We start from the raw sequence: 24,989 nt of genomic DNA, 5'->3' as shown, positions 1-24,989 counted from the left end.
GTGGTGCTCGGCTTCAGAAGTTCAGCGGTTGGACGAAGGTCGGCGCCCCCTCGGTCGGCCCGCCGCTGATCAGGGCGACTCCCGTGGAGCCGGTGTGGACCGGGCCGCCGGAGTCGCCGGCGGCGCCGGACTGGGTGCTGCGGGCCAGGCCGGTGACCGGGCCCTCGGGATAGTTGACGGTGACGTCGAGGGCGTCGATGGTGCCGCAGCGGGTGCCGCTGGACGCGCCGGTGCCGCAGACCCGGTCGTCGAGGCGGGGGCGGCCGAAGGCGGTGATCGTGGCGGTGGCGTCGTCGTCGAGGATGTCGGGGGCCAGGGAGACGCCGTCCGCGCCGGGGACGACCGCCCAGTCGGCGCCCGGGAAGCGGGAGTCGTCGACGGTGCCGATGAGGGTGCCGCTGCCGTCGTACCAGGTGGACGCGTCGTGGGCGCAATGGCCCGCCGTCGTGGTGGTGTTCGGGCGGTAGCCGTTGAAGCCCGCGGTGCAGATGTAGACCGTGCCGGTGAGGCCGCTGTACAGGGTGCTGCCGCCGTGGAAGCCGGCCGCCTGCCGCGGCGTCGCCTCGCCCGCCGGTGCCCGGGCCACGCGCGGGCGCATCGGGGTGTCCACCTCGGTGATCTCGACCAGTGCGGGGACCAGGCGGGCGGCGGCCAGGAAAGCGGCGGTGAGCGGGTCGGCGGCGCCGCGCAGGATGGCCACGGTCAGCGTGCAGCGGCGGTGGTCGACGTACCAGTACTGGCCGGCGCCCGCCCGGCCGTCGAGCGCCAGCGCGTCGAGGCGGCCGTGCAGCGCGCGCAGTCGGTCGAGCCGGTCGGTCAGGCAACCGGCGCCGGCCGGGTCGGCGCCGGCCGGGGTGGTGAGCGAGGTGAGCACGAGGACGACCGCCGCGGCCATCGCCCCCGTCGACCGCGTCATGGTGCTCCGCGTGGTCCGCGTGGTCCGCTTCATGCGGAAGACCGTACGGATCACGCCCGGTTCGGGCGGGCGAAACCGCGCCGAGGTCACCCGATCGGGCGCCCCATGCCCGCATCCGAGCGTGGGCATGGGGCGATTCCGCATTCCGGTGGCGCGTCGATCCGCGCGGGCGGATGTGTTCGCCGGCCCGGACCACCTTGCGCCGAATGCGCAAGGTAAGGCTAACCTAAGTGACGTCCTGGGGGGCGCCGTTTTCACCCCCCGTACTTTCTCGCGCCCGGAGCCCCACATGACCACTTCTCTTCGCCCGCTCGCGACCGCCCGGCGGCGTGCGGTTCGGTTGCTCGCCGTGGCGGGGGCGGCCGGTCTGCTGCTCACCGGATGCGGATCCGACTCCGACTCCAAGTCCGATTCGAAGTCCGACCCGAAGTCCGCCGCGAGCCAGGGCGGCAGCGGGGGCGGCGACGCGGCCGGCGGCACCCGGACGGTCAAGGACGCCACCGGTACCACCGTCCAGGTGCCGGCCAACCCCAAGCGCGTCGTGGTGCTCACCCAGGAGGACCTGGACGCGGTGCTCGCGCTCGGCGTCAAGCCGGTCGGCATCACCAACGGCCAGGGCCTGGACAAGCCGCCCGCCTACCTGGCCGACAAGGTCAAGGGCATAGAGGTGATCGGCAACCTGCTCCAGCCGGTGATGGACAAGGTGATCGCGGCCAAGCCCGACCTGATTCTGGCCGGCGACATGCAGGACACGCAGATGCTCGGCCAGTTGCGCAAGATCACCCCGGCGACGCTGGTGACCATGGCGCCCACCGACGACTGGAAGTTGTCCTTCCGCGGCGTCGGCAACGCGGTCAACAAGCTGGAGCAGGCGAACAAGGTGATCACCGACTACGAGGCCAAGGCCAAGAAGACCGGCGAGGACCTGACCGCGAACAAGGGCGCCGCGGTGAGCATCGTGCGCTGGAACCCGAACGGCCCGAGCTGGATGGAGAAGCGCCAGTTCGCCAGTGGCGTCGCGCTGGACATGGGCCTGACCCGGCCGAAGGCGCAGGACAAGGACGGGAACGCGCACACGCCCGCGCTGAGCCTGGAGAAGATCTCCGAGATCGACGGCGACTGGCTCTTCCTCGGCACGCTCACGGCGGACGGCGCGAGTGCGCTCAAGGAGGTGCAGAGCAAGCCGGCCTACAAGGAGTTGAACGCCGTGCAGAAGAACCACGTGGTCACGGTGGACGGTTCGGTGTGGTCCACGCGCGGCGGGCCGCTGGCGGCCGACGTGGTGCTCGGCGACATCGCGAAGGCGCTGTCGGCGACTTCCTGAGCATGGGCCGGGTGAACCGGGCTCGGTGATTCCGGGCCCGGAGCCCCGGGCTTGAGGAGCCCGGCCCGACCGGCTTGGGTCCGACTGTTGGTGATTCGACTGTTCTCGACCTGCGGAAGGCGACCGGCACCATGGACACTCCGATCCTGCACGCGCTGAGCCGGGCGGTCGACGCCGGACGCGCCGACGCCTGCGCCGAGTTCTGGGCCCGGGTCGAGGCGGTCGGCGCCCCGCTGGTCGAGCCGGATCCGGACGATCCCGGGCAGCGGTTGGTCACGTTCGTGTGGCGGGACGGCCCGGCCGGGCCCACCGGCGACGTGCTGGCGCTGCTGCACACCTTCACCGATCGGGACCGGCACGCGGGCGATCTGACGCCGCATTTGCTGCGTCGGGTGCCGGGGACGGACGTACGGGCGATCACCCACCGGCTGCCCGCCGGGCTGCGCGCGTCGTACCAGTTCTTCGTCGGAACCGGCTCGCGGGCCGAGACGCTGCGTACGGATCGGGCGGCCTGGCTGGGCGTGTTGGACGCCGCGGTGCCCGATCCGTACAACCACGCACCCACCCTGGCCGCCCGGGACGGCCGCAACCCGTCCTCGATCCTGGCGCTGCCGGACGCCCCCGCGCAGCCGTGGGCGCGGCGTCGGCCGGGGATCCCGCGCGGGCCGCGCGAGGATACCACGGTCGACGGCCGGCGGGTGAGCGTGCTGCTGCCGCCCGCGATGGGACAACAGCCCTGCCGGGTCGTGGTGTTGCTGGACGGGGAGGTGTGGGGTTCGGTGCTCGCGATCGGCGACACCCTCGACAACCTGCACGCCGACGGCCGCATCCCGCCGACCGTCGCGCTGCTCGTGGACACGATGGGCCGGGAGCGGCGGATGGCCGATCTCACCTGTAGCGAACCGTTCGTGGACTGGCTCGCCGACGTGTTGTTGCCGTGGGCGGGCGAACGGTACGGCGTGAGCGCGGATCCGGCGCACACCGTACTGGCCGGGCAGAGCGCGGGCGGGCTGACCGCCGCGTTCGGGGCGTTCCATCGGCCGGACCGCTTCGGCAACGCACTGTCCCAGTCCGGGTCGTTCTGGTGGCCCGACCCGGACGAGACCAACGACGGGCCGGAGTGGTTGACCCGGCGGTTCGCCGCGACCGAGCGGCGGCCGATCCGGTTCCACGTCGAGGTGGGCCTGCTCGAATGGATGCTCGTGGCCGAGAACCGGCGATTGCGCGACGTGCTGCGCGAGCGCGGATACCCGCTCACCTACGTCGAGTTCGACGGCGGCCACGACTACGCCTGCTGGCGCGGCGGGCTCGCCGTCGGACTCGTCGGACTGCTGTCAGCCGGAGGCTGACGCGCCGGTGGGTGCGGCCGGCTCGCCCCGGGCTGCGGCTTCGCCCCCGGCTTTCCCCCCACCCTCGACCCGGTCCTCGCCCGGCTCCGCGTCGTTCGGCTCGTCGTCGTCGAACGGCGGCGGTTCCGGCGCCTCGCGCGGCAACCGCAGGGCGAACAGCGCGCCGAGGGCGACCAGTCCCGCCGTGACCCAGATCGCGGCCCGATACGGCCCCGGCGCACTCGCGTCGTGTCCGTCGGCGCCGCCGGCCTCGATCACCGCCGCGCCGGCCGCGATGCCCAGCGAGCCGCCGAGCGTGCGCACGATGGTGAACAGGGCCATCGCATGGCCCATGTCCGGCGGTTCGATCCCGCCGAACCCGGCGATCTGTACGGTCAGCACCGCCGTGCCCAGCACCAGTCCGACGCAGAACATCAACACCCGTACCGCCCAGGCGTGATCGGCCACCCCCGGCAGCGCGAGCGCGCCGAACACCAGGGCGGCCAGGACCAGCGCGGGAGTGGTCAGCCGGCGTGGGCCCAATCGGGGCAGCAGGCGATCCACCACCTGCGAGGCGAACATCAGCCCGACCGCCTCCGGGAACACCCCGAGCCCGGCGTCCAGTGCCGAGGCGCCCAGCGCCGCCTGATAGAGCAGCGGGAAGACGAACAGCACGCCCATCAGCCCCGCCGAGGTCACCAGCGCGAGTGCGGTGGCCGCGCCGAACGCCCGGTCGGACACCAGGCGAAGGCGCAACAGCGGCTCGGTGGCGCGCAGTTGGTGGGCGATCGCGACCACCAGCAGGATCAGGCCGAGCAGGCCGGAGACGGCGATGGCGGGCGTGGTCCAGCCCTGCGACGGACCGAAGCCGAGCGCGTAGGTGAGCAGGCCGAGGGTGGGCGTGGTGAGCCAGAACCCGGTGCGGTCGAACGGGGCGACCACACCCGCCCGATGCTCGCGCAGCCCGTACAGGCCGAGCAGCACTGCGGCTGTGCCGATCGGCACATTGACCAGGAACAGCCAGTGCCAGGACAGGTGTTCGGTGAGGAACCCGCCCAGCGGCGGGCCGAGGGCCGGCATCAGCGCGGTCGGTACGATCAGCCACTTGGCCAGCCGCATGCGTTCGTGCGGCGCGAACGCCGTGAACAGGATGGTCATCCCGACCGGCGTGAGCAGCCCGCCCGCCAGGCCCTGGACCGCCCGGGCCAGGACCAGCGAGACCAGGTTCTGCGACAACCCGCACGCGGCCGAGGCGGCGGTGAACACCGCGAGCGAGCCGAGGAAGACCCGCTTGGTGCCGTGACGGTCGCTCAGCCGCCCGGCCACCGGCAGTGCGGCCACCAGCGCGACCAGGAAGGCGATCTCGACCGTATTGGCCGCCACCGCCGGGCGATCGAAGTCCTCCGCGATGGTGAGCAGCGCCGGGTTGACGATGGTCGAGTCCAGGCCGTTCATGCACATCGCGGCGGTGTAGACGAGCACCACGATCCAGGCGGAACCCTGCGACGTGGCGGTCCGGGTTGCGCCCTGTTCGGTGTGTTCCGGGTTCACCGCGCGACCGGGCCGAGGTCGGTCCAGTGCGCGGTGATCCACTCCAGCGCGGCCGGGCGCGGGCACGGCCCGTGCGCGATCGCCCAACCGTCCGGCACGGCGGCGAAGTCCGGCCACAGGGAGTGCTGACCGACGTCGTTCACCAGCACCAGGAACTCGCCGTCCTCGTCGTCGAACGGGTTCGTCGGGGTCTCGCGATCACGGCTGCTCATCGGTCTTGCTCTCCAATGCGGTCAGGCGGTCGGCGACCACGCGGGCGATGTGCGCGATCGGGCCGGGCAGGGTCATGTCCTTGTGCGAGCAGACCACGTCGGTGTTGTCGATCCGACCGCTCACGTACGGGGTCCAGGTGTCGGGGGTCAACGTGTCGTCGATGGTGTCGACGGTGGCCCGGAAGAAGAGCACATCGCCCCAAAAGACCCGGTGGTCGTAGGCGCGGACGAGGTGATTGGTGTTCAGGTAGATGTCGCCCAGCGCCTCGATCGTGGCCGGTTCCAGACCGGCCAGCGGGCTGCCCTCGCGGCGCAACACCTCGATCACCGGGCCGAGTTCGAGCGGTGCGCCGGCCAGGCTCTCCGGTCCGTAGCCGCCCATCGTGAGCAGCGCCTCCAGCGCCTCCGCCCGGTCCGGGACGGGCAGTTCGCGAAAACCCTCGGCCGGATAGGCGTCCAGGATCGCGAGCAGCTCGACCGGCAGGCCCAGCTCCTGGAGCCGGGTGGCCATCGCGTGCGCGATGATCCCGCCGGTGGACCAGCCGAGGAGTCGGTACGGGCCGCTCGGGTCCACCTCGCGCAGGCGGTCCACGTAGTGCGCGGCCAACTCCTCCAGCGTGGCAGGCAACGGCGCGTCGGCGGTCGCCGCACCGACGCCCTGTGCCTGGAGGCCGTGGATCGGCACGTCGGCCGGCAGATGCCGGATCAGGCCCGCGTAGCACCACGACAGTCCGCCCGCCGGGTGTACGCAGAACAGCGGCGTTCGATCGCCGGGAGCGGCCGGGCGCAGCGGCAGCAGTACGTCCAGCGCGTCGGTGCGGTCGGTGGCCTCCAGGGCGGCGTCCAGGCCCGCGGCGGTGGGTGCCTGGAAGACGGTGCCGATGCCGATGTCGACGCCGAGAACAGCCTTGATCCGACCGGCCAGGCGCACAGCGAGCAGCGAATGGCCGCCCAGGTCGAAGAAGTTGTCGTCGATGCCGACGCGGGGCACGCCCAGGACCTCGGCGAGCAGCGTGCAGAGCAGTTCCTCACGCGGCCCTCGCGGTGCCCGTCCGGTGGTGGTCGGGGTGTACTCCGGGCGGGGCAGCGCCTTGCGGTCGAGTTTGCCGTTCGCGGTCAGCGGCAGGCGGTCGAGTACGACCACGGCCGACGGGACCATGTGCACGGGCAGTGTCGCGGCGGCGTGTTCGCGCAGCGCGGGTCCGTCGGCGGCCGGCTTGGCGGTGGGTTCGGCGTCGGGTTCGAGCGCCGGTTCGGGGCTGGGTTCGGGGGTGGGTTCAGCGGTGGGTTCGGCGACCACGTAGCCGACCAGGCGTTTGTCCCCCGGCGTGTCCTCGCGCAGGATCACCGCCGCGTCGGCGACGGTCGGGTGCGCGGCCAACACCGCCTCGATCTCGCCGAGTTCGACCCGGAAGCCGCGAATCTTCACCTGCTGGTCGGCGCGCCCGAGGTAGTCGAGCGTGCCGTCGGCGCGGCGTCGGGCCAGGTCGCCGGAGCGGTACATCCGGGTGCCGCGCTCGCCGAACCGGGCCGCGTGCGGGTCGGCGACGAAGCGCTCGGCGGTGAGCGCGTGCCGACCCAGGTAGCCCCGGGCCAGGCCCTCGCCCGCGACGTACATCTCGCCGGTCACCCCGGGCGGCACGGGCTGGAGGTACCGGTCCAGGACGTAGACGCGCAGGTCGGGGATGTTCACCCCGATCGTGCTCGCCGTGCCGGCGGCGGCCGAGGCGCGGTCCAGCGGATGGTAGGACACGTGCACGGTGGTCTCGGTGATCCCGTACATGTTCACCAGGCGCGGCGCGTCGTCGGCGTGCCGTTCGTACCAGTCGGCGAGCCGGGCCGGTTCCAGCGCCTCGCCGCCGAACACCACGTAGCGCAGCGTCAGTTCGCGGCCGGGCCGCTCCCGGTCGGCGGCCACCGCCTGATGGAACGCGGACGGCGTCTGGTTGAGCACGGTGACCCGCTCGCGGGCGAGCAGGTCCAGGAAGGCGGCCGGGTCCCGGCTGATCGTGTGCGGCACCACCACCAATCGGCCGCCGAACAGCAGCGCGCCCCACAACTCCCAGACGGAGAAGTCGAACGCGTAGGAGTGGAACAGGGTCCACACGTCGTCCGCGCCGAAGCCGAACCAGTGGTCGGTCGCGGTGAACAGGCGGGCCACGTTGTGGTGGGTGACCGGTACACCCTTGGGTCGGCCGGTGGATCCGGAGGTGTAGATGACGTAGGCCGGGTCCGACGGGCGCAGCGGGCGTTTGCGCTGGGCCTGGGTCAGGTCGAAGCCCGGGTGGGCGTCGGCCTCGTGGCCGTCCACGTGGATTCGGGGCAACTCGTGCGCGGGCAGGCGGGGTGCGGTCGCGGTGTCGGTGAGCAGCGCGGCGGGGTGGGCGTCGTCGAGCATGTAGGCCAGCCGGTCGGCCGGGTAGTCGGGGTCCAGCGGTAGGTAGGCGGCGCCCGCCTTGGCCACCGCGAGCAGCGCGACGACCAGGTCGAGTGAGCGGGGCAGGGCGAGCGCGACGATGTCGCCGGGGCCGATGTCGCGCGCCACCAGGAGCCGGGCGAGGCGGTTGGCCCGGGAGGAGAGTTCGGCGTAACTCAGCGACAGGCCCTCGCAGTCGACCGCGGTCCGCGTGAAGTGCTCCGCGGCGACACGCTCGTAGCGGGCGACCAGGGTGGTGGAGGAGGTGGCGGTCGCGGTGGGGCCGACGTTCCATTCGACCAGCGCGCGGTGCCGTTCGGCGTCGTCGAGCAGCGGCAGTCGGTCGATCGGGGTGTCGGGTGCGGCGACGGCGGCGCCCAGCAGCGCGGCGAGTCGGCGGGACAGGCCCAGCGCGGTGCTCCGGTCGAACAGATCGGTGCGGAACTCCAGGAAACCGCCCAGGCCCAGGCCGGGTTGCTCGCCCACGTTCAAGGTCAGGTCGAACTTCGCGGTGCCGGTGGGCGTGGCCACCATACGCGCGCGCAGCGGGCCGAGCGCGAACTCGGCGTCGGGTCGGGACTGCCACGCGATCATCACCTGGAACAGCGGGTGCCGAGCCAACGATCGGGCCGGATTGAGTTCGTCGACGACCCGGTCGAAGGGCAGGTCGGCGTGGTCGTAGGCGGCCAGCGTGGTGGTGCGGACCCGGTCGAGCAGGGTGCGGAAGTCGGGGGAGCCGGAGGTGTCGGTGCGCAGCACCAGGGTGTTGACGAAGAACCCGACCAGGTCCGCGGTGGCGTCGTCGTCGCGGCCCGCCACCGGGGTGCCGAGCGGGATGTCGGTACCGCAGCCGTGCCGGGTGAGCAGCGCGGCGAACGCGGCCTGGACGGCCATGAACACACTGGTCCCGCTCGCCCGGGCCAATTCGACCAGGCCGGTGTGCGTGGTGGCGTCGAGCCGGAACGGCACGGTGTCGCCCGCCGTCGAGGCGACCCGGGGGCGGGGCCGGTCGGTGGGCAGCGCCAGTTCGTCGGGCAGCCCGGCCAACGTCGCGCGCCAGAAGTCGAGTTGCCGCCGGGCGAGGGGGGTCGGGTCGCCGGGGTCACCGAGCAGCCGGGCCTGCCACGCGACGTGGTCCGAGAAGCACACCGGCAGCGGCGCGAGATCAGGCGCGCGACCGGCCACGCGCGCGGTGTACGCGGCGGCCAGGTCGCGGGCGAGCGGGGTGGTGGAGGCGCCGTCGCCGGCTATGTGGTGCAGCAGCAGAACCAGGGTGTGGGTGGTGCGGTCGGCGGTGAACAGTGTGGCGCGCAACGGTGTTTCGACGGCGAGGTCGAAGGGGTGGCGCACGGCGGAGGCGAGTTCGGCGGCGGAGGCCGCGATGTGCAGGGTGGGGCGGGCCTGATCAGGGCTCAGGATGTGCTGGTACGGCGTGTCCTCGATGGCCGGGTGTACGGTGCGCAGCGTCTCGTGCCGCTCGACCAGGTCGGCCAGCGCGAGGTCGAGCGCGGCGCGGTCCAGCGGTCCGGTCAGGGTCAGCACCAGCGGGATGTTGTAGGTGGGGCTGGGCCCTTCGAGCCGGTACATGAACCACAACCGCTGCTGCGCCGGGGACAGCGGCAGCCGGTCGGTGTCGCGCGGGACGGGGGCGAGCGCGGGACGCGGCTCGGGACGGGCGCCGGCGCGGGCCAGTTCGGCCAGGCCCGCCGGGGTCGGCCGGCGGAAGACGTCGGCGAGGCCGATCGGGGACCGGAAACTCTCCCGGGCCCGGGCGGCCAACCGCGCGGCGAGCAGTGAGTGGCCGCCCAGTTCGAAGAAGTCCGCGTTGCGGTCGGGTTGTTCGGGCAGCGCCAGGACCGCCGCGAACAGATCGCACAGGATCTCCTCGTGCAGTCCACGCGGGCCCTCACGCAGGCCCGGCACGGTCGGCGCGGGCTCCGGCAGCGCACGCTGGTCGATCTTGTCGTTGGCGGTGCGCGGCAGCGCGGGCAGCACCTGGATCGCCGCCGGCACCATGTGCTCGGGCAGCACGTCGGCCAGGTGCGCGCGCAGCGCCTCGGGCGCGGGGGAGCGGCCGGCGACGGGCACCGCGTAGCCGAGCAGGCGTTTGCCGTGCGCGCCCTCGCGGGCGATCACCACGGCCTGGGCGACGTCGCGGTGCGCGGCCAACATCGCCTGGATCTCGCCCGGTTCGATCCGGAAGCCGCGGATCTTCACCTGTTCGTCGGCGCGCCCGAGCAGTTCGAGGGTGCCGTCGGCGCGGCGGCGGGCGAGGTCGCCGGTGCGGTACATCCGGGCGCCCGGGTCGCTGTGTGCGGCACCGAACGGGTCGGCGACGAAGCGCTCCGCGGTCAGGTCGGGCCGGCCCAGGTAGCCGCGGGCCAGGCAGGCGCCCGCGATGTGCAATTCGCCGGTGACGCCGACCGGGGTCGGCCGCAGCGCGCCGTCCAGGACGTAGGCGCGCGAGCCGCGCACGGGCCGGCCGACGCCGTCCGCGCCCCAGAAGTAGGCGTCGACGGTGGTCTCGGTCGGCCCGTACAGGTTCAGCGGCCGGCTGCCGGGGATGGCCGCAAGGCGGCGCCACAGCGGGTCGGGCACACTCTCGCCGCCCACCACGAGGATCGCCGGGTGGTGCCGGTCGGGGTCCAACAGGCCGTCGGCCAGCAGGACTTCGGCGTAGGTGGGGGTGACGTCCAGGTAGTCGAGGCGGTGTTCGTTCACGTAGGCGATCAGCGCGCCGGGGTCGCGATAGGTCGCGTCGTCGAGCAGGTGCAGTTCGTGGCCGTGCACCATCCACAGGACCGGGTCCCACGACGCGTCGAACGCGAACGACGCGCTGTGGCCGATCCGCAACCGCTCCCGACCGGTGCGCTCGACGGCCGGCGCGATGTGGTCGGTGCCGTGCCCGGCGTACAGGTTGGCGAGCGAGGCGTGGGTGACCGCGACGCCCTTGGGCCGGCCCGTCGAGCCGGAGGTGTGGATCACGTACGCGGTTTGCTCGGGGCGTGGCGGTCGCGGGGCCCGGTCCGGGTGGGCGGCGAGCCGGGCGCGGATGCTCGGGTCGTCGAGGACCAGCGTGCGGATGCGGTGCGCGGGCAGGGCCGCGAGGGTTTCGGTGGTGCCGATCAGGCACGCCGGACGGGTGTCCGCCAACACGTCGGTGATCCGCCGGGCGGGGTGGCCCAGATCGAGGAACTGGCAGACGCCGCCCGCCTTGAGCACCGCGAGCAGCGCGACGGCGGTGTCGGCGCCGCGGTGCAGGGCGACGGCGACCGGGACATCGGCGGTGACACCGACCGCGATCAACTCGTGCGCGAGCCGGTTGGCGGCCGACTCGAGTTCGGCGAACGTACGCGCGTCGGCGCCGGCGCGGACCGCGATCGTGTCGGGTGTGCGCGCGGCCCGGCGGGAGTACAGCTCGGGGAGCGTGGCGTCGACCGGCGGTTCGGCGCGGCCCTCGGTCGCCGCGTGCACCTCGGCGGGGGTGAGCAGATCGACCCGGCCGATCGGCAGCGCCGGCGCCTCGTGGAGCAGCGTGACCAGGCCGTCGAGGTAGCGCAGCAGGCCGCGTTCGTGCTCGGCCAGCGAGGTCGGGTCGTAGCGGTCGCGGTGCGCGTCCAGGTCGAGGCGCAGGCCGCCGGCGGGGGTCGGCACCACGCCCAGGGCCAAGTCGTCGATCGGTCCGGCGGCGAGGTTGTGCACCCGGCCGACCGCGTCGCCGAAGACGAGGTCGCCCTCGAAGGTCTTGATGTTGACCATCGGCCCGTAGAGCGGCTGTTCGCGTCCGGCGGCGCCCAACTCGCGCAGCAGGTCTTCCTGGCGGAAGCGCTGGTGGCGGCGCACCGCGCGCAGTTCGAGTACGACCCGGCGCAGCAACTCGGGTGCGGTGTCGCGGGGTTGAACCGCGATGCGCATCGGCAGGATGTTGACCGTCATCGCGGGCGTGCGCAGGGCGGTGACGCTGCGCCGGTTGAGCAGGGGCAGCCCCAGGGTGATCTCCCGCGCCCCGGTGACGCGGTGCAGGTATCCGGCGGTGGCGGCGAGCAGGAGTTCGGCCCAGGTGGCGCGGACGGTGGTCGCGGCCTCGGTGAGGCGGGTGGTGCGGTCGGCGTCGAGTTCGAGGGTGCGGTGCAGGATCGGCGAGGCGGGGGTGGGTGTTTGCGCCTGCTCCGGGTCGGCCTGCGATGGCGGGACCGACGCCGTGGGTCGGGATTCGGCCAAGGTCACGGATCGGGGGCGGTCCGCGAGATGTTCCAGCCAGAATGCGCGATCGGTGTCGTACGCTTCGCTGGCTCGGTAGTCGGCCTCCTCCGCGACCAGTTCGCGCAGGGTGCCGAAGGGGTTGGGGGTGGTCGGGGCATGGGTGGCGAATCCGGTGTACAGCTCGGCGACGCGCCGGCCGATCAGGGTGAGTGCGTACGCGTCCACGGCGATGTGGTGGACGCGCCGGTACCACCAGTGGCGGTCGTCGGCGAGCCGGAACAGCGCGTGGGTGACCAACAGACCGGTGGTCGGGTCGATCGGCCGGGCCAGGTCGGCGCGCAGCCACTCCTCGGCCGCCGCCTCCGGGTCGGCGGCGGTGTGCACGTCGATGCGGTGCAGGGGGTCCTCGCGGCCGTCGGCGGTGGATCGTACGCCCTGGACCGGGGTTCCGTCCGGGCCGATCGACACCAGCAGGTTCAGCGTCTCGGCCTCGGCGCCCACTTGGCGCAGGGCCCGCGCGAACAGGTCGGCGTCCAGTGGGCCGCGGATCTCGATCCGGTCGGCGGTGTTGTACTCGGGGTCGTCCGGGGCCAGGGCCTGCGCGTAGTGGATGCCGGCCTGGGCGGCGAGGAGGGGCAGCCGCACGGATTCGGGGACTTCGGGGCCGTCCTGACTCGGGTCGGCGTCCGTGACCGTGGGCTGGGCCGGGTAGTGACGCATGGTGTGGGGACTCCCGGAATGCGACGAGGGCAGGCGGAGCGTACCGATCCCCGGCACGCCAAGTTAGGTAAGCCTAAGCTATCTTTCGAATGCTCGACGGGGTGCCCCCGGGAGCGATGGAACTCGATCAGGCGGAGCTCTCGATCAAGCGGAGCTCCCGAAGGGACGGAGCTCTCGGTGACGTGCGCGGCGCGGCTCGCGAAGGAGCTGTCGGTGCGGCTCGCGGTGGGGCTCTCGGTGCGGTTCCGGACACTGCTCTCGAAGCGGCTCTCGAAGCAGCTTTCGATGCAGCTCTCGCTGAAGAACATGAACTGGAGCGGAACATGAGCGTGGCCGACGTGGCGAACCTACCGGCCTCGGACGCCGACCGGGCCGCGATTCGCGATCGAGTCCTGACCAACCGCGACGAGTTGCTCGCGCTGAGTCGACGCATCCATGCCTACCCGGAGCCGGCGTTCGCCGAACACCGGGCTTCCGCTTGGTGCGTGGAACTGCTGCGGGCGCACGGCTACACCGTCACCGCGCCCGCGCACGGCCTGGAGACGGCCTTCGTCGCGACCGTCGGCACGGGCCCGGTGACGGTGGCCATCGCGTGCGAATACGACGCGCTGCCGGGCCTGGGCCACGCGTGCGGACACAACCTGATCGCGGCGGCGGGGGTCGGCGCGGCCCTGGCGCTTGCCCCGGTCGCCGGGCAACTGGGCCTGACCGTACGGGTGATCGGCACACCGGCCGAGGAACGCGGCGCCGGCAAGGCGCTGTTGCTGGAGGCGGGCGCGTTCGACGGGGTGGACGCGGCGATGATGGTGCACCCGTGTCCGTTCGAAGTGGCCGAATTCCGCTCCTTCGCGCTCGGCACGCTGTCCGTGGAGTTCCTGGGCACCGCGGCGCACCCGAGCCTGAATCCGCACGAGGGCCGCAGCGCCGCCGATGCGCTGACGGTGGCTCAGGTCGCCCTCGGGCTGCTGGGGCGGCAGTTGCCCGCCGACTGGAGGGTGCACGGCATCACCACGGCGGCGGGCACCGCGCCCAACGTGGTCCCGGAGCGGGCCACGGCGGAATACGAACTGCGCACCACCGACGCCGCCGACCTGGCCGAACTGCGCACCCGGGTCGAGGCATGCTTCCGCGCGGGCGCACTGGCCATCGGCTGCGAGGTCCGGCTGACCCGCCCCGAGCCGGACTACCTCGACTTCCGCACCGACCCGACCCTGATCGCCCTGTGGCGCGCCAACGCCCGGGAGCTGGGCCGCCCGGAACCCACCACGCGCCCACCCTTCGCCTGCACCGACATGGGCAACGTCTCCCACGTCATCCCCACGATCCACCCGGTCCTCGACATCACGGGCGGCACGAGCGCCCCCCACGAGGCGGCCTTCGCCGAAGCCGCCATCTCCCCACAGGCCGACCAGGCCCTCCTGGACGCCGCGATCGCCATGGCCTGGACCGCCGCCGACTACGCAACCCTCCGCCACAACACCCCCCACTGACAACACCCCACCGCCTCCCGGCCCCAATCCCTGCGGGATTCACATAGCGATTCGAATTCCGCCCGATTTCCCGAGTGCGGCCCTATCTCGGATTAGTCCGTTGACACGTGTCGGGAGCATGTATGTCCCAGCTTGCTTTCTCGATCGAACCTGCACTACTGAAGACTTATAGACAAAGTCTCGACCTTGGAATGGCAGTCCTACTGTCCGGATCTGCCGTATAAGTGACCTGACTTTACCAAGTCTTTATGGGTTTCCCTTGCCTCGGTCAAGCCTTGATCTTGTGGTGGAGTCGATAAAGGAAAAAGAATCCAACCGCGCCGTCTGGCGTCGCTGCACATTGCCCCGGGTGGGGGGTCGTGACCGGGGAGAGCCATGTCCGCACGTGGTGGGTCCATTTTCCGTACGCGCATTCCGCGTATGCGCCGACGCTTCGGAGCGGTCGCGGTCGTCGCCGCGATGACCCTGCTCGGGACCACGGTGCCGAACGCCCTCGCGACGCCCTCGAAGCCGAGCACGTCGATGCCGGACCTCCCCGGCCAACCCGGCGGAACCGCCGCCGGCCGAAGCCACACGGTCGACAGCGACGCGACGCGCATGCCGGGGAGCGAACGATCCGCGAAGGCGGCATCGGAGACGCCACAGGACAAGCGCAAGTCGGCGGCTCCCGCGAAGCCCACGCTCAGCAACAACCTGAAGCCGCAGACCCCGGGGCCCGTCGACGCCAAGGACGTGAAGTTCCCGGTCGACCCCAAGAACCCCAAGGGTGCCCAACGTTCGGCCGCCGGTACACCGCCCAAGGGCTTCGATCCGGCGACCAGCGTCGAGGAACCACAGCGCCGCGACGAGACGACCAAGGTCTTCCGCAACGCGGACGGCACGTTCACCACTCGGTCCTACGCGGCCCCCGTGCACGTGCGGCAACCCGACGGTTCGTGGGCGGACATCGACACCACGCCGGCCCGGCAGCCCGACGGGCGGCTCAAGCCGCGGCAGACCGAGGCCAAGTCCGATCTGGCGCCGAGCGCGGACGACCGCGCGATCCAGAGCCTGAAGATCGACGACGGGCACTCGGTGTCGCTCGCGCTGGCGGATGCCGCCCCCGTCGCGCCGCGGATCGACGGCAACGCGGTGATCTATCCCGACGCGCGCCCGCACGCGGACGTCAAGTTCGAAACCACCAACGCCGGGATCAAGGAAACGCTGGTCCTGGACTCGCCGCAGGCACCGTCGACGTGGACCTTCCCGATCACCGTTGCGGGTCTCCAGGCGGTTCGGACCACAGAGGGCGAGATCGAGTTCAAGGACGATCACGGCGTCGTGCGGGCGGTGATCCCCCGGGGCTGGATGCAGGATTCGTCCGGCAAGGGCGACGCGGGCGCCGGGGTCCGTTCGTACAACGTGGCGTACGACTTGGTGCAGCACGAGGGTGGCATCGCGCTCCGGGTGACGCTCGATCAGGACTGGCTGCGTGATCCGAAGCGTGTGTATCCGGTCATGGTCGACCCGTCACTGAACAACAAGTCCAGCTTCTCCACGTTCGTCAACTCGTGTTCGACCGATACGCACCACCACGATCCGTACATGGTGACCGGCACCAGCAACACCGGGTGCGTCAACCAGGCCTACATGGCGTTCAACAACTTTAGGACGCAGCTCCCCAACGCCTACGTGACCGGTGCGGCGCTTCAGTCGTACGTGACCTACTCGGCGTCGTGTGCGCCCAATGTGGTCAACGTCGTGCCGATCACGCAGTGGTGGGACGCGAGCAAGTTGCGCGCCTTTCCCGGGCCGGCCACGGGCGGCGTGATCGGCTCGGCCTCCTTCTCCGGTGGTGAGACGCCGTCCGGGACCAACTGTGGTCAGGCGCCGGGTTGGCGGGCGATTCCGTTGAGTTCGGGTGGCGTCGACCTTCTCACCTCGTGGGCCCAGGGCCGCGACAACTACGGTTTGTCGCTGGTCGTCGACGCCGGCAACCGCGACGCCTACAAGATCTTCGCCAGTTCCAACGGCGCATCGCAGAACGCGCCCTACCTCCAGGTCGAGTGGAGCCCGTGGAACGCCGTTTACGACTGGGGGCAGTTGAACCCAGCGCCCACCAACAACACGCCGGGCAAGATCTCTTTCGGCGCGAAGAACATCGGCATGAACACGTGGACCGTGGGCGGCAACGGGATCATCTGGAGCACCGTCGACTCCAACGGGACGATGCGGACGGGCGGACAGCCGATCCCCTTCGACACTCCGAACGGCCATAATTTCGAGACCGACGTCAACATCGATCCGATGCCGCCGGGCTCCTACTACCTGTGCATCGAACTCACCCGTCCCGGTGGGGTGTTCGGTGACCAGGGCGTGACACCCCGCTGTGGGACGATGACCGTCGGCAACGTGCCTCCGGTGCTAGGCACCCCTTGGCCGCCGAACAACTATGTCCAGGGCTCCTTGACCCCGCAGTTGACGGCATCCGGCAGCGATCCCGACAACTCACCCGGAGGTCCCCTCGAGTACAAGTTCACCATCTGCCCCGAAAGCGGCTCGTGCTTCGAGTCGGGTTGGGTCGGTGAGCGTTGGCGGGTGCCCGCGGGTGTGCTGGCCTGGGACAAGTCGTTTTCCTGGAACGTCCGGGTCTCCGACACGGTGGATATCGATCAGACCGAGACTTGGTGGTCGTCGTTCCGCACCGAGGTGCCGCAACCCGGCGTGAGCTCCAACCTGGCCGGGAAGCCGGGTGAGCAGGCGATCAAGGGCGTCGACCCGTATCTGGGCAACTACACGACCGAGAGCGTCGACGCGTCGATCAAGGCGGCCGGGCCGGCGCTGGAGGTCCGGCGCACGTACAACTCCCTCGATCCGCGAGGAAATGGGATCGGACGCGGCGCACCGCTCTTCGGGCCGGGATGGTCCACGGTGTACGACGCTCGCATCTGGTCCGACGACATCGGTGCCATGGTCACCTATCCGGACGGCCGACAGGTCCGATTCGGGCGCAACAGCAACGGGACGTACGAACCCCCGCCGAGCCGGCAGTCGACGCTGCAGGGAGGTTCCTCGGGTTGGCTGCTCACCGATAAATCCGGGTTCCGCTACATCTTCGACCAGTGGGGTCGCTTGACCCAGTTGGCGACGCACGACGGGCGTACGCAGACCGTCACGTACAACGACGTGCTGGGCGTCGACCGTGTCGTCGACGACACCAGTGGCAGATCGCTTCGCTTCACCTGGAACGCCTCGCCCCTGGTGGGTGGTCATGTCACCAAGGTGACGGCGGACGCGCCGTCGGCGGGGGCACGTGCACCGGAGTGGACCTACGAGTACACCGGCGCCGCGCTGACCAAAGTGTGCTCGCCTGACGCCGGTACCAAGTGCACGGTGTACGGCACGACGCCGATCTCGCAATACCGCTCACTGATCGCCGACGCGATGCCGGAGAGCTACATGCGGCTCGGCGAATCGGCCGGTTCGGCTACGGCGGTCAGGGAACCCGGCTATCCGGTCGCCATGCCGGATGGCCAGTACAGCGGCAATGTGGTGCTGGGCGTGCCGGGCGTGTTGACCGGTTCGAGCAACACCGCGGCCAGGTTCAACGGAAGCTCGTCGGTGATGGAGCCCTGGCACAACCTCCAGCGCGAGACGGCGGAATCCGCGATCGAGATGTGGTTCCGGTCGACCTCGAACAACGGTGGCGTGCTGTACGGCATGCAGAACAAGAGCGTTCGGGACAGCGCAGGGGCCTTGGACCTCTGGCCGGCGTTGTACGTCGGTACGGACGGCAAGTTGCGCGGCTCACTCCCCGGCGTCGCCGCCTACAACCCCATGACATCGACCTCCTCGGTTACCGACGGCGCTTGGCACCATGTCGTACTCACCGCCGACGGGGTCAATCAGCAGCTCTGGCTGGACGGTCGGCGCGTCGATGAACGCGCGGGCGCGGCAACGGCGTCGCGGTACCAGACGAACGCGTCCGTCGGCGCCGGGTACATCCACAGCTGGTGGCCTGCCGCAGGGCAGGATCTCCGCGGTTGGTTCAACGGTGACATCGACGAATTCGCGCTCTACGACCACCCCTTGAACGCAATGCTGATCGGCCAACACAGCGACATGCGTTCCGGCGGGTTCGGTATCACCTCGATCACCACGCCCGAAGGAAGGACCGCCGCCGGCCTCACGTACGCGACCGGTCAGGATCGAGTCGGGACGGTCACCGACATCAACGGTGGCAAGTACTGGATCACCTTCCCGGACACGTCCACCACCACGACCTATTACCCGAACTCGGTGCTCAAGGCCCGGCCGTACGACTACTACCGACTGGGCGAGCGGTCCGGGACCACGGCCAAGAGCACCGTGTTCACCGACGGACACGACAGCAACGCCACCTATACCGACGTTGCGCTCGGGCTGGAGACCCTGCCCTATCTGCGAGCGGACGACACGGCGGCGGGCTTCAACGGAAGCACATCGCAGGTCAAGCTCCCGGACGGCGAACTCTCCGGCGCCCCCAATCTGACGGCGCAGATGTGGTTCAAGACGGACCGGGCCGGGGTGCTCCTGTCCAGTCAAAAGCGCGCGATCACCGACCCCGCCGTGACCACCGGGGACTACACGCCCGTGCTCTATGTCGGGACCGACGGTCGGGTGCACGGACAGTTCTGGGACAACTCGCTGAATCCGATGACGAGTCAGAGCCGGGTGGACGACGGTTCGTGGCACATGGTCACGCTCATCGCGAACGCCGGTTTCCAACTCCTCATCGTGGACGGCGCCTGGGCGGACTCGCGGGTGGGGAAGCCGTTCAACTTCGACGACCAGCGCTTCGTCTACGTCGGAGCCGGTGCGATCTCGGGTGGCTGGCCGGCCCAACCGGCCGACAAGCTCGGACACTTCAACGGGGTGATCGACGAGGTCGCGATCTACCGGCACGCCGACCTGGGCCTGTTCCGGGTAACCGCCCAATACCGCCAGAGCCTCGGGCTCTGGGGCGAGATGATCCACGCGATCGACCCGGGCAACAACGTGCTCAGCTACATGTACGAGCCGGGGAGCCGGGGAAGGCTGCTGTCCTACGTGGACGCGGCCCAGGGCAAGTGGCTCTACGACTACGACGATCGCGGCTACCTCAAAGCGACGACGGATCCGAACGCGCACACCGTCAGATACGAGAACGACGAGCGCGGGAACGTGCGTTCCAAGGAGACCTGCCGGAAGGCATGGGAATGTCAACGCGAGTTGTACAAGTACTACCTGGACGAGGCGAATCCGACCGATCCGCGTAACGACCAGGTGATCGGTTCGTGGGACGCCCGGGCGGCGGGGTACGACGACAACCGGTACGCGAGGGGATACATCTACGACGCGTCCGGTCGACTCGCGATCTCCTGGGAACCGGATCCCCTGGACGGCGGCGGCAGTTCGCAGTTCACCCTGCGCGAGTACACGGCCGGGACGGAGCCGGCGGCGGGCGGAGGCACCCAACCCAAGGGATTGGTGAAGGCGGAGACCACGCCGGGTGGCAAGAAGACCGCGTACGCGTACAACCGCGCGGGCGACCTCGTCTCGACGGTGGCTCCTTCGGGACTGGAGATGCGATACACCCACGACGCGCTGGGACGAGTCCTGACGCAGACCGAGGTCTCGGATTCCCAACCGGCGGGCGCGATCACCACATTCAACTACGACGCGTTGTCGCGTGTCGTCCTGCGAGTGGATCCGACGATCACCGACGCCGTCACCGGTCGTGTGCATCTGCCGTTGATCTCCACGCAGTACGACCAGGACGGCAACCCCACCCAGCAAATCGTCACCGACTACACCGGCACCGATCCCTCCCGAACGACCTCGGCCACGTACGACGCGTCCAACCGCCTGGCGACGAGCACCGACGGCGCGGGCAACGTCACCACGTATGGATACGACACCTTCGGCAATCGCACCAAGGTGGTGGATCCCGAGGGCGCCGAATTCGCCTACACCTACTCACCCACCGGGCACCCGACCCAGAGCGCGCTGAAGAACTGGAAGGGCCGACTCGGGGACGAGACCGCGAAGACGCTGGTCCTGGAGTCGAAGGCATACGACCCGGCCGGCCGACTGGCCACCACGACCGACGCGATGGGTCGCACCCGTCACGTCTTCTACTACGACGACAACCTGGTCGGGATGGTCCGCCAGGACGGCTTCCGCAACGCGGACGGCACCACCCGCGACATCGTTCTCCAGCGCAACGAGTACGACAACGCGGGCAACATGATTCGGCAGACCGTGGGTGGCACGGACGTCACGGAGAGTACGTTCAACGCGGCCAACCTGGTCACCAAGACCGTGCGCGACCCCGGTGGGCTGGCCCGCACCGACTCGTACTCCTACGCCCGCGACGGCGAGATCCTCGCCACCACGCATGCGCAGGGCACCGTCGCGCAGACGACGAAGTACGCGTACAACCCGGCCGGCATGCAGATCAGCAAGACGGTCGGCGACTCGTCCACTACGGCCGTCACGTCGTGGACGCGCGATCAGCGGGGCCTGGCGCTGACGCAGACCGAGCCGAGAGGGAATGTGAACGGCGCCGACAAGGCGGCTTTCACCACCACCTTCGGATACGACGAGGTCGGACGACAGACCAAGACGATCAGCCCCACGATCTCCATCGAGTCCGCGGGCGGCGCGCCGGTGTCGTCGCGAGCGATCACCATGACCGGCTACAACACGTTCGGCGAGGTGGCGGAGAGCAGCGACGCCAACGGGAACATCACCACGCGCACGTGGTCCGCCCACGGCATCAACACGGCGACCGCCGCGCCCGCCTATACGCCGCCCGGGGCGACGACACCGTTGAAGCCGACGGTGTACAGCCTGCCGGACAAGAACGGTCGTCCCGTCGCGGACATCGACGCGACGGGGGCGATCACCCAGACCAAGTACGACGCGCTCGGCAACGCGGTGCAGCGGAAGGATCCGGCGTTGCCGGGCAAGGACGCCGGGATCTGGTCCTTCTACTACAACGCCGCCGGTGAGCGCATTCAATCCGTGGCGCCGGACGGTGGGTTCAGCACGGCGACGTATGACGACCTCGGGCGCCAGGTCACCGCCGGCACGTTGGAGCTGGTGCCGACCGGCAAGACGTACACCACGAAGTACACGTATTCGGACACCGGTGAGCGGCTCAGCACGGTCGGGCCGAACGGTGAGACGGAATGGACGTTCTACAACGCCCTGCACGAACCGACCCTGTTCATCGATGCGACCCAAAGAAGCCGTGTCGTCGAGCGTGACCTCAACGGCAAAATCACGAAGTCGACTCTGGCCGACGGGACTTACCACACGCAGACGTACGACGCGTTGGGTCAGCCGGTGATCACGAGCGACTACGACGCCGACGACACACTCCTGCGGATCAGTTCGACCTGGTACGACGTGTCGGGCAACCTCATTCAGACGATCGACCCGAAGCTCAAGTCGACCAGGTACGAGTACGACGCCCTGGGCCGACGCACCCGACAGACCGAACCGGGCCCCACCTCGGCGGGCATCGTCACCGCCTTCGGTTACGACGCGGCGGGCAACCGCACGCGGTACACCGACGGCAACGGCAACGTCACGACGACGACGTACAACTCGCTCGGGCTCCAGGCGTCGATGGTGGAACCGGCCACCACGGCGCATCCGGCCGCGGCGGACCGGACTTGGTCGACCGCGTACGACCTCGGTGGTCGTCCGGTCAAGGAGACACGTCCGGGGGGCGTGAACGTCGATCGCACGTACAACGTCCTGGGCGGGCTCACGTCGCAGACGGCCACGTCCACGGGGCCCGACGCGGCGTCGTCGAGCAAGACCTTCGACTACGACCGCCAGGGCCGCCTGGTGAAGGCGTCCACGCCGAGTGGCGACGACACGTTCGGTTACGACTGGCGCAGCCACATCGTGTCGACGAGCGGCCCGTCGGGGACGTCGAGCTTTGCCTACGACCATCTCGGCCGGATGACCGGTCGGACCGACGCGTCCGGGACGTCGAGCTACACCTATGACGAAGCCGGTCGCACCAAGACCGCGACCGACGCCGTGACCGGGACGAATCTGGCCTACTCCTACGACGGCATCGGTCAGTTGACGCAGGTGGCGTACGGCGGTACGGGAGGGTCGGTCAGGACCTTCGGTTACGACAAGCTGCACCGGATGACGTCGGATGTGCTCAAGACGTCCACGGGCGCGCAACTGAACTCGATCACCACGAGTTTCGACGCGGCCGACCGGATGACCGGCAAGACGACGGACAACGGCACCGGTCCGGTGGTGAACACCTACGGCTATGACGACGCGGGTCGGCTGACGAGTTGGAACAACGGCTCGACGACGGTGCCTTACGAGTACGACAACGCCGGGAACCGGACGCGGGACGGGCCACGCACGGCAACCTACGACCAGCGCAACCGGCTGCTGAGCGATGGCGCGTACACCTACGACTACACCGCGCGCGGCACGCTCGCGAAGAAGACCACGGTCGGCGGTTCGGCGTTCACCAGCCTCACCTACGACGCCTTCGACCGGCTCACGGCCGACGGATCGTCGACCTACACGTACGACAGCCTCGACCGGGTACTGACCACGGGCGGACGCACCTTCGCCTACAGCGGCACGGGCAACGACCTGGCGACGGACGGCGCGGACACCTACAGCCGCGGGGCGAACGGCGACCTGATCGGCATTCGCAACGGCTCGACCGGCCAGGCGGACCTGGCCGTGGTCGACGAACACAGCGACATGGTGGCCACGTTCCAGGCGAGTGGGACGACGCTGAGCCGGTCGGTCACGTACAGCCCGTACGGCCAGGTGCTCTCTTCGTCCGGGCCGCGTACGAGCGTGGGGTACCAGAGTGGTTGGACCGACGCCGGCAGCGGCAAGGTCAACATGGCCGCTCGCTGGTACGACCCGTCCACGGGCGCGTTCGCCTCGCGCGACGGCGTCACGCTCGATCCGTCGGCGTCGACCAACGCGAACCGGTATGCGTACGCGAGCGGCAATCCGCTCATGTACACGGACCCGACCGGGCATTGGTCGATCAAGGGGGCGCTGAAGAAGGTCGGCAAGGTGGCCGCTGTCGCGGCGCCGATCGTCGGCGGTCTGGTCGGTGGTGCGGCGGGCATGGCCATCGGCAACCCGGCGCTCGGCGGTGCGATCGGCGGCGCGCTCGGGGGTGCCCTCGCCTACGGCATCACCACCGCCATCAACGGCGACAACTTCAGCTTCAAGGAACTCGCGTACCAGTCCGGGCGAGGCGCCATCGAGGGGGCGATCGGTGGGCACTTCGCCAAGGTCGGCGGTTATGCCGCCCAGTTCGGGTTCGGCGCGTTCGCGAGTGGCATCGGCTACGGCTTCGACGTGGTCACGGGGCGCGCCGACTTCAACTGGGGCGACCTGGCCATGCAGATGGCCATCGGCGGCTTCTTCAACGCCGCCGGTCGCTACGTGAGCAACAAGTGGAACAAGTGGCGCGGCGGCCGGGAGGAGGTCGAGGGCCCGGGCGGCCGAAGGGGCGAGGAGGACGGCCCCGGCGGTCGGCGCGGCGATGAGGAGGAACCCGCCGCGCGCAAGGCCCGCGAGGACGCCGACGCCAAGGCCCGAGAGGCCGCGGAGGCCGAAGCGGCCCGCAAGGCGGAAGCGGCCCGCCTCGCCGAGGAGGTCCGAGCCCGCTCCCCACAGGGCGCCGCCGACGACGCCTCGGCCGGCAAGGGCCGCGCCTACGAGGCGGCCACCACCTACGCCCCCCGCCCCGAGCCCATCCGCCCGGAGTACCTGGCGAAGCCGGCCTCCATCCAGGAAGCCCAGGCCCAAAACGCCGTCCGAGTAGTCGAAAACGCCCCCAAGCTCAACGACGGCACAAGCACCGCAACCTTCACCCCCGCCGAGGCGACGAATCCGTCATCGCCGCGCGGAGGTTCAAGCGAGAGCGGTAGCTCAGCCGGTCGGGAGACTCCCGGGCGAGGAACCTGTGCGAGACCGAACAGCTTCGTCCCCGGTACGCAGGTGCTGATGGCCGACGGAACCCACAAGAGCATCGAGGACGTTCGTATCGGCGACGAGGTCTTGGCCACCGACCCCGAGACCGGTCAGAGCGGACCTCGAACAGTCACCGCCGAGATCACCGGCACGGGCGACAAGAACCTGGTCGAACTCACCGTCGACGTCGACGGCCCGGCCGGCACCCAAACCGAAACCATCACCGCCACCGACAACCACCCCTTCTGGGTCCCCGAACTCGGTAAGTGGAAAAACGCCGCCGACCTCAAGCCGGGTCACTGGTTGCGAACCGCTGCCGGCACCTGGGTCCAACTGACCGCAATTCGATCCTGGGCCCAGCTCGCAACCGTCCATAATCTAACCGTCGACGACCTGCACACCTACTATGTGCTTGCAGGTGCGACGCCGGTTCTCGTCCATAACGAAAACTGCGACGATGAAGCTATTGTTCACATGGCAAATTATCCGGATAGGCAACATGCTCTCATTACCATTCATTACGGTGACGATATTTTGCGGACCCATCAGTTCGGCAGTCTTACCAATCCTGTCAACGGTATAACCAGGTTCACCCTGGATGAGCTGCCGAGGCTGACGATCAACCTTCGAGTGCCTTTGCCGCACGGGCTGCGAGCAATCATGAAAGCGGAGGATGGATTGTATAAAACGGAAATGGGAAGATATCCGCCCTACAGTTTGCCGGATCAGGGTTGCGTGTCCTATTGTGCGCAAGTTTTGAAAGCCGGAGGCGTGGAAAACATTCCGGAGCACAATGACGAGGCGCAAGCATGGCTCTTTGCGCGCTATGGATAAAG

9 protein-coding genes are annotated in these 24,989 nt (G+C 70.0%); 5 read left to right on the top strand and 4 right to left on the bottom strand.

Translation table 11 applies throughout. The features are described 5' to 3' along the window. Nucleotides 1–13: 13 nt before the first annotated feature. Nucleotides 14–949: a S1 family peptidase gene (locus tag ACWGR4_RS08560; protein WP_452128861.1), complete on the bottom strand. Its 936-nt coding sequence runs from the start codon at nt 947–949 to the stop codon at nt 14–16. A gap of 256 nt (nt 950–1,205) precedes the next feature. Between ACWGR4_RS08560 and ACWGR4_RS08555 the strand changes: the two genes are divergently transcribed. Both ACWGR4_RS08555 and fes read left to right on the top strand, forming a co-directional pair. Further along, the gene (locus ACWGR4_RS08555) at nt 1,206–2,240 is read left to right on the top strand and encodes an ABC transporter substrate-binding protein (RefSeq protein WP_452128862.1); all 1,035 of its coding nucleotides are present in this window, start codon (nt 1,206–1,208) and stop codon (nt 2,238–2,240) included. 131 nt (nt 2,241–2,371) lie between these two features. Beyond that, the gene (gene fes, locus ACWGR4_RS08550) at nt 2,372–3,589 is read left to right on the top strand and encodes an enterochelin esterase (RefSeq protein ID WP_452128863.1); all 1,218 of its coding nucleotides are present in this window, start codon (nt 2,372–2,374) and stop codon (nt 3,587–3,589) included. Here the strand turns inward: fes and ACWGR4_RS08545 are convergent. The 3 genes from ACWGR4_RS08545 to ACWGR4_RS08535 form a co-directional block, all read right to left on the bottom strand. Continuing rightward, on the bottom strand, nt 3,575–5,053 hold the full coding sequence (locus ACWGR4_RS08545; protein WP_452128912.1) for a DHA2 family efflux MFS transporter permease subunit: 1,479 nt from the start codon (nt 5,051–5,053) through the stop codon (nt 3,575–3,577). The two genes, fes and ACWGR4_RS08545, sit on opposite strands and share 15 nt — an antisense overlap. A 62-nt stretch (nt 5,054–5,115) precedes the next feature. Next, nucleotides 5,116–5,331, bottom strand: a complete 216-nt coding sequence (locus tag ACWGR4_RS08540) for an MbtH family protein (protein ID WP_379998023.1) — start codon at nt 5,329–5,331, stop codon at nt 5,116–5,118. Then, on the bottom strand, nt 5,318–12,670 hold the full coding sequence (locus ACWGR4_RS08535) for an amino acid adenylation domain-containing protein (protein WP_452128864.1): 7,353 nt from the start codon (nt 12,668–12,670) through the stop codon (nt 5,318–5,320). Before ACWGR4_RS08535 ends, ACWGR4_RS08540 begins: the two co-directional genes overlap by 14 nt. 177 nt (nt 12,671–12,847) lie before the next feature. Here ACWGR4_RS08535 and ACWGR4_RS08530 point away from each other — a divergent pair, with 177 nt between their 5' ends. From ACWGR4_RS08530 to ACWGR4_RS08520, 3 genes are all read left to right on the top strand, one after another. Next, nucleotides 12,848–12,997, top strand: a complete 150-nt coding sequence (locus ACWGR4_RS08530) for a hypothetical protein (protein ID WP_452128865.1) — start codon at nt 12,848–12,850, stop codon at nt 12,995–12,997. Next, entirely contained in the window at nt 12,994–14,160 is a 1,167-nt protein-coding gene (locus ACWGR4_RS08525; protein WP_379998016.1) for a M20 family metallopeptidase, read from the top strand. Before ACWGR4_RS08530 ends, ACWGR4_RS08525 begins: the two co-directional genes overlap by 4 nt. 375 nt (nt 14,161–14,535) lie before the next feature. Further along, nucleotides 14,536–24,987 carry a LamG-like jellyroll fold domain-containing protein gene (locus ACWGR4_RS08520; protein WP_452134190.1) on the top strand — a complete coding sequence of 3,484 codons (10,452 nt, stop codon included), beginning with the start codon at nt 14,536–14,538 and terminating at the stop codon, nt 24,985–24,987. The last annotated feature ends 2 nt before the right edge of the window (nt 24,988–24,989 follow it).

It is taken from the genome of Embleya sp. NPDC055664 (assembly GCF_053618075.1).
This window is presented reverse-complemented; position numbering and strand designations above follow the sequence as displayed.